We start from the raw sequence: 12,689 nt of genomic DNA, 5'->3' as shown, positions 1-12,689 counted from the left end.
CTACTGCTCACCCAACCACTTCGAAACCCATCTTCAAACAACGTCCCAATTGTGTCCGGCTTAGCTAGACCACCTCATAACCATAAAAGAGCCCTAAAGAACTACCGTATTCTTGAACCATGGAAATGCTTTATACCAGTAGGCTTTTTGCCGCTGAACTGCTCGTGGAGGTAGAACGCGGACTTGCGCAACTTGACGCGGCTTTTGACCCGGCTCGGCTTGGTCATTGGGCTACGAGTAAGTACCTGGCTCACGTGGGAAAGATGGAGGAAGGGTTGGCGGATAGGATGCAGACTATTCAACTGCTCGAGGATGGGCCGGAGTTTGAAATGAGCATCGACCAAGTTAGCGCATTTGCCAAGGCCATGCTGTAAGCGATTCCGCTCCTTTTGGCAGAATCACCGTTTACTTGAACAGTAGAGGGGTTTACCCACAATCGGGAAAAGGCGGTAGCTTTCCCGCCCGTTATGCTTCTGCAACACGCCCCCACTTACCCCCCGATAAAATGCACCGCTGGCTTCGGGTGACCGGCCTGCTGGGCTTGCTGGGTGCACCGTTCCCCGGCCGGGCGCAAGCCCCAACGCCCTTGCACGCCTTCTTGCAGCAGCATTACGACAGCACCGTCGTCTACCACCGCGGGTCCTCGTGGAATAACTCGCCGAACTACATCATTGGGGCCAAGCACCGGGGCGGCGGGGACGCCTTCACCTACGCCAGCCCCTACCGCGACGGGCTCGGCCACTACCACCCGGCCAGCTCACCGGCTACTTTAGCCAAGAACACGCCCGTTTTCTCTCGACGCGGCCCGATACGAACCGCTACCTGGTGCCCCGCGCCGGGGTCCCGGCGGCGCTGCGGCGCATCTGGCAGCAGCTGCACCCCGCGCGGTTTTGGGCCGTGGTCGGCGACGGCAACCGGCCCGATGGGCCGGAGGGCTGCACCCTCGACGACGGGGACGAGCACGTCTTTTACCTCATTGACCAACAGGCCATCCGGGTCGTACGTTTTTACGCCCCAGCGGCGCAAGAAGCCTGTGGGGCATCACGTGAACCGGGCGAAGGCCCTAGCCGCGAGCCAAGTGTTGTGGGCGTTGATTCGGGGTGCACGATAAAAGCTCCTTTAACTGAACGCCTGGCAACTGGCCGGTACCAGGTGCCAGCAGGCCGCTGTAGCACGGGGCGAGTTCAAGAAACCCGTGTACGATTCTTCGTTCACGAAACGTGCCGAGGGGATGAGTTTCGTAAACTCGAAACCAAGCGCTTCATAGCGGAGCAATCTGACACGACTATGCCATATTTGCTCCCGGTTGGCGGATTGATCATCGCCGGCATGCTGGCATCCTGCGTTTGCCGGCTTCATCGCCCGCCATGCCTGTTTGGCTTCCTGCTCCAATGATGTCATTCCTGGTTCCCGCAGTGCTCGGGCAAGACTTTGGCAAATGTCACCAGCCATTATTTCGGACCTACGACTGGTTTTAGAGGACTTATTCACCGAACTTAACCGCCAATTTGGACCTGCTGCCCGTGTATAAACCCCTCGTCAAACCCCTGCTCTTCACCCTCGACGCAGAGCGCGCCCACCACCTGGTTTTCGACAACCTGCGCCGGGCGGCGCGGGTGCCGGGCGCTAAGGCCCTGCTTCGGGCTCTGTACAACTACCAGCACCCCAGCCTGGGGCGGGAGGTATTTGGGCTGAAATTCCCGAATCCCGTGGGCTTGGCGGCGGGGTTTGACAAGAATGCCGCGCTGACCGATGAACTGGCCACGTTGGGCTTTGGCTTTGTGGAGATTGGGACGGTGACGCCGCGTCCGCAGCCCGGCAACCCACTGCCCCGCCTGTTCCGGCTGCCGCAGGACGAAGCGCTGGTGAACCGCATGGGCTTCAACAACGACGGGGCGGCCGTGGTGGCCGCGCGGCTGGCGCGGCGCCAGAACCGGCAGCTCATTATCGGCGGCAACATCGGCAAGAACAAGGACACGCCCAACGAGCAAGCGGCCGCCGACTACGTGGCCTGCTTTGAGGCGCTGGCCGAGGTAGTCGATTACTTTGTGGTCAACGTGTCGTCGCCCAACACGCCCCACCTGCGCCAGCTCCAGGAGAAAAAGCCGCTCATTGAGCTGCTGCAGCAGGTGCAGGCCCGCAACCTGGCTCGGCCCACGCCCCGCCCGCTGCTGCTAAAAATCGCCCCCGACCTGACGGATTCGCAGCTCGACGACATTCTGGAAATAGCCCGTGAAACGCGGCTAAGTGGCCTTGTCGCCACCAATACCACCATCAGCCGCGATAATCTGGGCACCGAGCCGGGCTACGTGGCCTCGCTGGGCGCGGGCGGTCTGAGCGGCCGGCCGCTACGGGCCCGGGCCACCGAAGTCATCCGCTACCTGCACCAGAAATCCGACGGCGGGCTGCCGATTATTGGCGCGGGCGGCATTCATTCGGCGGCCGATGCGCAGGAGAAGCTGGCCGCCGGCGCGTCGCTGATTCAGCTTTATACCGGCTTTATCTACGAAGGGCCGGCGCTGGTGAGCCGAATAAACCGGAGCCTGGTGCGGGGCTAAGGCGCGGTGCCCGCCCGCGCTGGTGCCAATAGCGGGTAAGCGCCATGCTTAGAACCGTAGGCCACCCCCAGCGCCGGTACGCTGCCCCGGCATTGCGCGCAGCCGGGGCCACAAAAAAGCCCGTGAAGCCGGCCACGATGTGCGGGCAGCGGTTGAGGGCCAAGAAGGTATCCGTGGCGACGGACGCTGCTAGGGTGGAACCGTAAGCGAAAGAGGACCGCCCGCCCGGGTTCGACCAATCCAGGACACCTCGATACTCATTGTGCCGGCCGAAAATGAAGCAGCCCCTGAACTACTCGGTAGTTCAGGGGCTGCTTGCCGCCGGAGAATGGCGGCCCACCAGCGGAGGCGGCGGAATAAAGAGCTAAAGTTAAGGGGGATGGTGCTTGCCAAGCAATCGGTTACGCGGGCCATAATTTTTTTTGACGGCGAAAAAAGAATAAAAAGCGCGTCGTTTAGCCCGTTGGGTCGAAAATAAAATTTGAGAAGAGCGGCGTGAAATAAAGTTAACATGGCCGATGAATTGCCGGGGCTAACAAAGCCGTAATTTTGCATCATGCTTCAACCAAAACACTTGTTGATGAAGCGCGGGACCCTGCTCGGCTGGGACCCGCGAATGGACCGGAAGGTCTTCGCCACCATCGGTTCTCCCGATTTTGCCTTTGGCATTTCCGTTCTTTTTTCTGCGTGTTGCCCCGCCACCGTTTCGGATTCCGAAACGGTTTTTTTATGTCCAATGAGTTGGGCGTTGTTAAACAAATAAGGTAAAACCTCTGACTCGCAAGTACTGACCACGTACATGTTTTTCCAACTCCGGTATGGCACGTAAAGACCTGCTCGACATCGCATCCCTTCACCGCGAGGAAATCGAGTTTTTGCTCGACCAATCCACGTCCTTTAAAAAACTGTTCACCCGCTCGGTGAAAAAAATCCCCGCCCTCGAAGGGAAGTCCGTGCTCATGCTGTTCTACGAGGCCAGCACCCGGACGCACTCCTCCTTTGAGGTTGCCGCCAAACGCCTCTCGGCGGAGGTGACGAACTTCGACGTCGCCCACTCCTCCATCACCAAGGGCGAGTCGGTGCGCGAGACGATTGAGACGCTGCAGGCCATGCGCACCGACTACATCGTCGTCCGCCATGGTCACCCCGGCCTGCCCGCCATGATAGCCCGCCAAACCACGGCGTCGGTCATCAATGCCGGCGACGGGGCGCACGAGCACCCCACCCAGGCCCTGCTGGACGCCTTCACCATCAAGGAGAAATTCCCCGACCCCCGGGGTAAAAAAGTCCTCATCATCGGCGATATTCTCCACTCCCGCGTCGCGCGCTCTACCAGCACCCTGCTGCAAAAGCTGGGCGTCGAGGTCGCTTACCTGGGCCCGGGGTCGCTGGTGCCCAAGTACGGCCCGGCCACCATCCCCCGCTTCACCGACTATGAAGCGGCCATGGCTTGGGCGCCCGATGTGGTGTACCTGCTCCGCGTGCAGCTGGAGCGCCAGGACGTGCAGTTTTTCCCCAGCGTGCGCGAATACCACCGGGTCTATGGCATCACCACCGCCCGGCTGGCGGAAATCCGCGACCGCGGCCTCTACATCATGCACCCCGGCCCCGTAAACCGGGGGGTTGAGCTGTGCGACGCCGTCATGGACTACGAGCGCAGTCTTATCACCAACCAGGTCGAAAACGGCATCTCCGTTCGCATGGCCGTGCTCGACTGGCTCACGCCGGGCGGAGACTTCCCGAAGCAGGAAGCGTATGCCGCACAGCCGCGCGCCGGCTCGACGGTCATTCTGCCCTAAATGCCGGACGCGGCGGCTTGTCCCGCCCGTGTATTTTCTCCTTAAACAGCCCGAATACCCCCAATCACTTGCCGGTTTACAGCACGCCTCCATCCATGCTCTTCCTTCAAAACGCCCGCATCGCCACCGAAAATTCACCCGTGCTTGTCGAGGGCGATGTCCTGATTGTCGAAGGAGTAATCCAGCAAATCGGCAAAAGCCTCGCCGTTCCCGAGGGCGCCCGGGTCATCGACGCGCGGGGCCGGGTTCTGATGCCGGGCATGTTTGATGCCCACGTCCATTTCCGCGCCCCCGGGTCTGAGAACAAGGAAACCATCACCACGGGGAGTGAAGCGGCCATTAACGGCGGCGTTACCGGCGTGGTCATGATGCCCAACACCCGCCCGGCCCTCGACTCGGCGACCGCGGTGGCCACCGTGCTGGAAAATGCCAAGGAACGGGCCCGCATTCCGGTGTACACCTCCGGCTGCGTCACCAAGAACCGCGAGGGCAAGGAGCTGGCGGAAATCGAGGGCATGCGTGAGCTTGGGGTGAAAATGCTCACCGACGACGGGGACACCACCCACGACCCGGCGGTGCTGCTGCGGGCGATGCAGTACGCCACCGAGTTTGGGATGTTTTTCGCCAGCCACTGCGAGGTGCCGGAGCTGGCCGGGCCGCGCGCCCTGAACGAAGGGGTGATGAGCTACCGGCTCGGCATCAAGGGCTCGCCGGCGTGCGCGGAGGAAATCATCATCGACCGCGACATCCGCCTGGCCCACGCGGCGGGTGCGCACGTCCACATCCAGCACGTGTCCAGCAAGCTCGGCATGGAGACCATCCGCTGGTGGAAATCCCGCGGCGATGTGAAAGTGACGGCGGAAGTAACCCCGCATCATCTGATGTTCACCGACGAGCACATCGGCGACTACGACACGAACTATAAAATGAACCCGCCGCTGCGAACGCAGGCGGATTGCGATGCGCTGCTCGAAGGGCTCAAAGAAGGCGTATTCGACCTGATTGCCACGGACCATGCGCCGCACACGCCGTTCGAAAAAGCCCAGGATTTCATCAGCGCGCCCAATGGCATCACCGGCCTGGATACGGCCCTGGTGTCGCTCTATCACCACTTCGTCGAGCCCGGAAAATTCGGGTGGGACGTGGTCGTGAAGCGCTATTCGGCGGAGCCCCGTCGCCTGATGGGCCTGCCGGTCGCCGCCCTTGAAGTCGGCAAACCAGCCAACTGCGTTTTGTTTGATACCGAAGCGGAAACCACCTTCACGCGGGAATTCATGAAATCCAAATCCCAGAACACGCCCTTTCTCGACCAGACGCTGAAAGGCCGGGTAGACCTGGTGATTTTAGGTCCGGAAGTCCTGCTGGAGCGCTGATTTAGTTGAGCTCGGGCCTGCAAGTTTCAGGATTTACCTCGAATTTCGGGCTGCCGCATTTACAATAGAACTTGATTTGTTTCCCATGAGTACCCTTCTCCCATCCGAGACCCCCAGCCTCAGCACCGTCCCGGGCAAGCCGCTGGTCGGCGTGGTCATGGGCTCCAGCAGCGACTGGGAAACCATGCAGCATGCCGTGCAGATGCTCGCGCACTTTGGCGTGGCCCACGAAGCGCGGGTGGTGTCGGCCCACCGCATGCCCGACGACTTGTTTGCCTACGCCGAACAAGCCAGCCCGCGCGGCTTGCAGGCCATCATCGCCGGCGCGGGCGGGGCCGCCCACCTGCCGGGCATGATGGCCGCCAAAACCACGGTGCCCGTGCTGGGGGTGCCAGTGGCCAGTCGCCATTTACAGGGCGTCGACTCGCTGCACAGCATCGTGCAAATGCCCAAGGGCGTGCCCGTGGCCACGTTTGCGATTGGCACTGCCGGGGCGGCCAATGCCGCGCTGTTCGCAGTCAGCATGCTGGCCCTGCATGACACCGGCCTGGCAACCAAGCTGCAGGCGTTTCGCGCCGAACAAACCGAAGCCGCTCGCGCCATGACGCTACCGGTATGAGCGCCGATATTCACGTTGCAGCCATGACCCCTGTTTTCCCTGGCAGTGTAGACGCCGCTGGCCAGCTCGCGACCCTGGGCATCATGGGGGGTGGCCAGCTGGGCCGGATGTTTGTGCATGCCGCCCAGCGCCTGGGGTACTTCACCGCCGTGCTGGAGCCCGACGCGCAAAGCCCGGCCGGGCAGGTGAGTCACTACCACATCCAGACCGACTACAACGACCCGGCCGGGCTGGCGCAATTAGCCCAGCTGTGCCAGGCCATCACCACCGAATTTGAAAACGTGCCAGCCCAGGCCCTGCAAACGCTGGCGCTGACCCGGCCCGTGGCGCCGGGCGCGGCCGTGGTGGGCATCGCCCAAAACCGCATCGAGGAAAAAGCCCATTTCACGGCCTGCGCCGACGTGTCGGGGGTGAGCTGCGCTCCCTATGCGGTGATTGAAACGCTGGCCCACCTGCAGGCCGTCCAGGACGAGAGGGCGGATTTGCTGCCCGGCATCCTGAAAACTGCGCGCATGGGCTACGACGGCAAGGGCCAGGTCCGCGTCAAGACCGCCGTTGAGCTGGCCGCCGCCTGGGCGGAGTTGGGCAGCGTCGCCTGCGTGTTGGAAAAGATGCTGCCGCTAACGGCTGAGTGTTCGGTGCTGGTGGCGCGCGGCTGGGACGGACGAGTTGTTAGCTTCGCCCCGCAGCGCAACGTGCATGTCGATGGCATTTTGGCCGTGACCCACGCGTACGAAGGAAATATGCTGTCAGCCCTGGCAAATAGCGCCCGCGACGCGGCCGTTTCCATCGCGCATCATCTCGGCTATGTCGGGGTGCTGTGCGTCGAGTTTTTTGTGGTGGACGACGGCAGCGAGCACGGCGGCCTGGTGGTCAATGAGATGGCGCCACGCCCGCACAACAGCGGCCACTACACCCTGGACGCCTGTGACGTGTCGCAGTTTGACCTGCAGGTGCATGCCATGGCGGGCTTGCCCTTGCCGCCGCCGCGCCAGCATTCCCCGGCCATCATGCTCAACCTGCTGGGTGAGGTCTGGTTTGACGCCGACGGTCAACTGCAGGAACCGGACTGGTACTCCGTGTTGAGCCTGCCGGAAACCCACCTGCATCTGTACGGCAAGCTGCGCGCGCGCCCAGGCCGTAAGATGGGCCACCTGACCATCACCGGCCCGGATATCGCCAGTGTCAAAACCGTGGCGCGGCGCGCCGCTGGTTTGCTCGGCTTGCCGGGGCTGGAGGCCATCTAGATGCTGTTGTTCTGCTCCTGAACAAGCGCGTTTAGATTCGGACCGTGGCTGGTGCAGAAGCCTTGGGTAGGTCCCCAAAAACCATCTGCGTCGGTGCGCCGCCCTGAAAAATACTCCTTTTGCCAGACATGCACCTGATAAGGCAACCACAGGTGGCTGGTTATTCTGGAGCGAGCCGGTAGCTGATACTGCGCCCGCCGGTGCCTTCGTGCACCAACACCCCTTTTGCCACCAAGGCAGCGCTGTCGCGCCCGGCCGTGTCCTGCGAGCAGTGGGCCAGGCGCGCCCGCTTGGACGTGGTGAACTTGCCCGCGAAGCCGTCCAGCCGCCGCGTGAGCTGCTGCTGCTGTTGCCGCTCGGTAAACGGCGTCTGGCGGTGGCGCTCCCAAAAGCGCGCCTTCGCCAGCACCTGCGCCAGGGTCTGTTCGGCCGCCTGCAGGGCCCGTCCGAGGCAATGCAGGAACCAATCCAGCCACGGCGTGACGTCCAACGTGCCACGTTGGCTGGCCTCGAGCGTGTCGTAGTACGGCTTGCGCTCGGCTTGGATCTGGGCCGACATGCTGTAGCAGCGCTTGCCGCTGCCGTCGGCCCGGGCCAACTGCAAATCGGCGATGGCTCGGGCGATGCGCCCGTTGCCATCGCCGAAGGGGTGAATCGTCACAAACCAGAAATGGGCCAGCCCGGCCTTGAGCTCGGGTCCAGGCCCTGGTCGGCGTTCAACCAGGCCAGGAATTGCTGCATCTGCGCGTCCAGTCCCTCGGCCGGCGGGGCCTCGTAGTGCACCCGTTCGCGGCCCAATGGCCCCGAGAGGACTTGCATGGGTCCCGTACGCCAGGTGCCGACTTGTAGGGGGTACAAGCCGCTGTAGCCGGTGGGAAACAACGCCCGGTGCCAGCCAAACAGGCGCTCCGCGGTCAGCGGCTCCTCTGCCTGCTGGGTGGCGTCGAGCAGCATGGCCACGACGCCTTCCACCCGGAGGTTGGCCGCGGGCAGCGCAGCCCGGTCCAGGCCCAGTCGCCAGGTAATGGAGGAGCGCACCGAGGCCGGGGGCAGCAGCTCGCCTTCGATTTCACTGGATTTGAGCACGTCCAGCGTGAGCGTGCTCAGGGTCGCCTCGGCCCGCAGGTCCACGCCGAGCGCCTCGAGTTGCCCCAGCCGGCGCCCCTGCCGGTGGCGCACGGCGCCCAGCAGGGCTTCCAACGCCGCGTGGTCCCACGCAAAGGCCGGCCAGTCCGGGCGTTGATGGATGTAAGCTCCTATTCTCCGCATGAAGTGGCCCCGGCTGGTTTCAGGTAGCCGGTGCGGCAAGGGGACTGGGCAAAGGCTGGGCGTACAAGGCCACGCCGCGGTGGTGCAGGTACTTGTAGAAGGTGGCCTTGCAGATACGCAGGCTGCGGGCCATATCGTCGACGCTTAACTGACGGGCCTAGTAGAGCAGTTCGGCGGCCCGGGCCGTGCGCTGGGCTTCTGCGGACAAGCCCGGCTTGCGCCCGCCGATGCGGCCCCGGGCGCGGGTGGCGGACAGACCGGCCAGGGTACGTTCGCGGATAAGTTCGCGCTCGAACACCGCGAGCGAGGCAAACAAATTCAGCACGAGCCGCCCTTGTGCGGAGGCGGTGTTAATGGCGTCGGTCAGCGAGATCAGGTGCACGCCCCAGCGCTGCAGGTCGGCCACTAGGTCGAGCAGGTGCTTGAGGGAACGTCCCAGCCGGTCGAGCTTGTAGATGTAGACCGTGTCGCCCGGACGCAGCTGCAGGAGCAGCTTGTCGAGCTCGACCCGGGCGGCCAGGGCGCCGCAGGCTTTTTCCTAGTAAATCAGCTCGCACCCGGCCCGGGCAAGGGCGTCGAATTGCAGCTCGAGGTTCTGGTCGCGGGTCGAGACGCGGGCGTAGCCAATCTTCATGAGGCGGAGTTTAAGAAACTCATCTCCTAACGAGGTTTCGTAAACTTTGATTAGTAGACGGGTTTCTTAAACTCGGCAAAAACAGTGACTGCCTGTTCGGGTCGCTTGTGGAGCCTGCAAGCTGCCTAGATTAGAAGTTCAGGCAAAGGAGCGTGGCTGTTGCAGAATTGGTGACCGGTTAGGCTACCGGTTTGTAGAGCAAGGATGCAAGGCAAGAAGCAATACCTCGATAAAGAGGTGGTCCGCTTTCGGCTCTCCGAGCGGGTTCCGCCCCATAATCTGTACCGGCGGCTGGCCGAGCTGGTGGACTGGACCTTTCTCCACGACGAGACCCGGGGCCTGTACAGCCACACCGGGCAGCCCTCGCTCGACCCGGTGGTCTTTTTCAAGCTCGTGCTGGTGGGCCGGCTGGAAAACCTGGTCAGCGACCGCCGGCTCGTCGAGCACTGCGCCCTGCGCCTGGACATCCTCTACTTTCTCGGCTACGAGGTGGACGAGGAATTGCCCTGGCACTCGACCATCAGCCGCACCCGCCAGCTCTTCCCGGCCGCCGTGTTCGAGCGCCTGTTTGACCACGTCTTCGCCCAGTGCGTGGCCCGGGGCCTGGTGGCCGGCGATACCCAAGCCGTGGACTCGGCGCCCGTCAAAGCCAACGCCTCGCTCGACCGCTTGGGCGAAAAGCAGGCGCAGGAGGCCCGGGCGCCGCACCTTTCCGACGAAGACCCACCGCGCCGGGCGACGTCCGCGCCGCCGCTTATCACGGCGCCCGCGCATCACCTGCGCCGCGAAGCCGCCCGGCAGGCCAAGCGACGTGCCGAGCCCGGGCCCGTGGGCGCGCAGCACGAAAAAGCACGTTTGCTCAGCAACAAGACGCTTTACAGCCCCACCGACCCGGACGCGCGCATTTCCATCAAGCCCGGCAAGGCCCGCGCGCTCAACCACCTCTGCAGCCTGGCCGTGGACACGGCCCGCGGTGTCATCAGCCACGTGCAGGCCGACTTCGCCGACTCGCGCGACAGCTTGCATTTCCCCGCCTGCTCACCGGCCTGCAGCAACGCTTGCGCGTCCACGAGCTGCGCTTACGCGACCTCTTGGCCGACGCGGGCTACGCCAACGGCTCGAACTACGCCCTGCTCGAAGCGCAAGAGGTCACGGCCTGGATACCGGTCTTTGGCCAGTACAAAGCCGAAATCGAGGGCTTTACCTACGACGCTCCGCAGGATGTCTACCACTGCCGGGCGGGCAAAGTGCTACCGTTTCGCAAGTACGACACCACGACCGACGGCCACTGGAGCAAAATCTACTGGGCCACCTGCCAGGACTGCCAGCAGTGCCCCTTGAAGCCCACGTGCGTGCCCGGTGCCAAGCGCAAGCAGCTAACCCGCACCATTTACGACGCCCTGTACCGCCGGGCGTGGCTGCGCCAGCACACCCGGCGCGGCCAGCGCATGCGACGGCTCTGCCAGGGCACGGCCGAGCCCGTGTTTGGGAACCTGATTCACCTCTACGGCCTGCGCCGGATGAACGTGCGCGGCCACGCCGGGGCCCACAAAACCATGCTGCTTACGGCCATCGCTTACAACCTCAAAAAGCTGCTCAAGTACCGCCCCCAAGCGCCAGGCAAGCCTGGCTATGGCCCTGCCAAGGCCTGTTTTAGCCGCTAGCACGCCCTGTCGGCGGCGTAATTGCCGGACTGTTGGGCAAGCGTGTGCCCGTGTGCCGCGCCGCTTCGCCAGGGCAACTACCTGGGCCAACTTCTGCAACAGCCACGCTCGTTTTTCTGAACAACACTGCCGCTAAGCCAAAGCCCCGCTGGCGTAAACCAGAAGGGCTTTTTGATTTACCCAAACGAATGTTCAGCTTACCGGACAAGACAAGTCCGTGTAGCCCCGAGCGAGGCGATAGCCGGGCGGCAGGCAGTGCGGCCTCTTCCGCGCGGTTCGCCGGCCGCGGTAGCCCAGCGCGTAGGCGACGACCTCACGGGTGCGTCAACGGGCCTTGGCGGGGCCAGCGTCTGGCTCCGTGGCGGCTCTTACCGGGCTTTTTTACCCACGCCGCGCCCGTCCGGTGCTTGGGCGCACGAAGATGCGCGTCAGCCCACGCGGGAGGGCGACGACCAGAGGCGCCAGATTTCTGCTTCCGCAGGGCATGCTTGTCGAGCGAGGCACGAGGGGAAACCTATGCCGCAACGATTACGGGTTTGTCCCGGCGAATATCCGTATTAAACCGCTGGCCCATGATGGAAAGGGGGCGTAAAACTGACAGTTGAGAATAGGGTTGCCGAAAGCGTCAACCCCAACGTGGGCGCCGGCTGCACCACGTTGGGGTTGACGCTTTATGGGCGGCTTCTAGGTTTCAGGGCATTTAATGTTGAACAGCTCGTATGCACAACCATCGACCAACGGATCGGCTCGAATATTTCAGCGACGCTGTGTTGGCCATCGCGGCAACCTTGCTGGCTACCGAACTCCCTAAGCCCGAAACGGAAACGGGCTTGCTACAGGAGATGGTGAAACTCTGGCCTCATTATGCGGCCTTCGCGGCGTCTTTCCTGTTCATCTGCATTGCCTGGTCCAACCACCACAACATGTTTAGTTACATCAAGCAGACGGATCAGTACCTGCTTCTCCTGAATATTTTGTTTTTGATGTTTGTTACCCTGCAATCCTTTACCACCGGGCTATTAGCCCGTCAGGTCGGCAAACCAGACGAACGTACGGCAGCCCTGATCTACCACGGGACGTTGGTGTTGATGACCTTGTTCTATAATTGTACCTGGTGGTACGCCATTAGCAGGGATGAACTGTTGGAAGACGGGACAGATAAGCGGCTCATTCGTCTGCTGACAAAAGAATATGTCATGGCCCCTGCGCTGCACCTGGCGGCCTTAATCATTTGTTGGTGGAGCGTACCTTTTAGCATCATCCCCGTTGTGCTGTTATATGTCTATTTTGCCTTTCCCCGGCTGAGTGAACTAAAGGTAAACGAGCGGAATCATGCCTGATGCCTGCCAGCGCCGGCGCTTCAGCTGGGACGTTCGGGGCGCGGGCATACTAGTGACCGGATTTCTAAGAGAGTGGCAGAATCTGGCAGAGAAAAGAAATCACTTGAGCCCAGGAGGGAGCGCTAAAACTGAAAAATCCCCATGTAAACCAAGTGTTTACATGGGGCTTTTTCTTGGTGCTTACCC

At 62.5% G+C, this 12,689-nt stretch carries 11 protein-coding genes and 2 pseudogenes; 10 read left to right on the top strand and 3 right to left on the bottom strand.

Going from position 1 to position 12,689, the window contains the following annotated elements; all coding sequences use genetic code 11:
* Positions 1 to 119 precede the first annotated feature (119 nt).
* The 7 genes from LJ738_RS15005 (at position 120) to LJ738_RS14975 (ending at position 7,596) form a co-directional block, all read left to right on the top strand.
* Positions 120 to 374 (top strand): hypothetical protein, encoded by a 255-nt coding sequence (locus LJ738_RS15005; protein WP_227787207.1) that lies wholly within the window; start codon positions 120 to 122, stop codon positions 372 to 374.
* A 1,149-nt stretch (positions 375 to 1,523) separates the two neighbouring features.
* Entirely contained in the window at positions 1,524 to 2,558 is a 1,035-nt protein-coding gene (locus LJ738_RS15000; protein WP_227787210.1) for a quinone-dependent dihydroorotate dehydrogenase, read from the top strand.
* A gap of 556 nt (positions 2,559 to 3,114) precedes the next feature.
* Positions 3,115 to 3,321 carry a hypothetical protein gene (locus LJ738_RS14995; protein WP_227787206.1) on the top strand — a complete coding sequence of 69 codons (207 nt, stop codon included), beginning with the start codon at positions 3,115 to 3,117 and terminating at the stop codon, positions 3,319 to 3,321.
* Positions 3,322 to 3,376: 55 nt separating this feature from the next.
* The gene (locus tag LJ738_RS14990) at positions 3,377 to 4,357 is read left to right on the top strand and encodes an aspartate carbamoyltransferase catalytic subunit (protein ID WP_227787205.1); all 981 of its coding nucleotides are present in this window, start codon (positions 3,377 to 3,379) and stop codon (positions 4,355 to 4,357) included.
* Between the two features lie 95 nt (positions 4,358 to 4,452).
* On the top strand, positions 4,453 to 5,730 hold the full coding sequence (locus LJ738_RS14985; RefSeq protein WP_227787204.1) for a dihydroorotase: 1,278 nt from the start codon (positions 4,453 to 4,455) through the stop codon (positions 5,728 to 5,730).
* Positions 5,731 to 5,815: 85 nt separating this feature from the next.
* Positions 5,816 to 6,349: a 5-(carboxyamino)imidazole ribonucleotide mutase gene (gene purE, locus LJ738_RS14980; RefSeq protein ID WP_227787203.1), complete on the top strand. Its 534-nt coding sequence runs from the start codon at positions 5,816 to 5,818 to the stop codon at positions 6,347 to 6,349.
* Positions 6,350 to 6,372: 23 nt separating this feature from the next.
* Positions 6,373 to 7,596 (top strand): 5-(carboxyamino)imidazole ribonucleotide synthase, encoded by a 1,224-nt coding sequence (locus LJ738_RS14975; protein ID WP_227787202.1) that lies wholly within the window; start codon positions 6,373 to 6,375, stop codon positions 7,594 to 7,596.
* Positions 7,597 to 7,756: 160 nt separating this feature from the next.
* Here LJ738_RS14975 and LJ738_RS14970 read toward each other — a convergent pair whose 3' ends face one another.
* The 3 genes and pseudogenes from LJ738_RS14970 to LJ738_RS14960 all read right to left on the bottom strand — a co-directional run bounded on the left by LJ738_RS14970 (position 7,757) and on the right by LJ738_RS14960 (position 9,499).
* Positions 7,757 to 8,257 carry a Fic family protein gene (locus tag LJ738_RS14970; protein WP_227787201.1) on the bottom strand — a complete coding sequence of 167 codons (501 nt, stop codon included), beginning with the start codon at positions 8,255 to 8,257 and terminating at the stop codon, positions 7,757 to 7,759.
* The gene (locus LJ738_RS14965) at positions 8,254 to 8,865 is read right to left on the bottom strand and encodes a Fic family protein (protein WP_227787200.1); all 612 of its coding nucleotides are present in this window, start codon (positions 8,863 to 8,865) and stop codon (positions 8,254 to 8,256) included. The genes LJ738_RS14970 and LJ738_RS14965 overlap by 4 nt, the downstream gene beginning before the upstream one ends.
* A 157-nt stretch (positions 8,866 to 9,022) precedes the next feature.
* A pseudogene (locus LJ738_RS14960) lies at positions 9,023 to 9,499 on the bottom strand (recombinase family protein).
* Between the two features lie 204 nt (positions 9,500 to 9,703).
* Between LJ738_RS14960 and LJ738_RS21625 the strand changes: the two are divergent.
* The 3 genes and pseudogenes from LJ738_RS21625 to LJ738_RS14945 all read left to right on the top strand — a co-directional run.
* Positions 9,704 to 9,976: pseudogene (locus tag LJ738_RS21625) on the top strand (transposase); the annotation flags it as partial.
* A 110-nt stretch (positions 9,977 to 10,086) separates the two neighbouring features.
* Positions 10,087 to 11,163, top strand: coding sequence for a transposase (locus tag LJ738_RS21315; protein WP_227787209.1), 1,077 nt, complete (start codon positions 10,087 to 10,089; stop codon positions 11,161 to 11,163).
* Between the two features lie 719 nt (positions 11,164 to 11,882).
* A complete protein-coding gene (locus LJ738_RS14945; RefSeq protein ID WP_227787199.1) occupies positions 11,883 to 12,503 on the top strand; it encodes a TMEM175 family protein in 621 nt (206 codons plus the stop codon).
* The last annotated feature ends 186 nt before the right edge of the window (positions 12,504 to 12,689 follow it).

The organism is Hymenobacter plasmatis (assembly GCF_020711255.1).
In the GTDB taxonomy this organism is placed as follows: domain Bacteria; phylum Bacteroidota; class Bacteroidia; order Cytophagales; family Hymenobacteraceae; genus Hymenobacter.
Note: the sequence above shows the minus strand (reverse complement) of the source record. Positions and strands in the feature narration are given on the sequence as shown.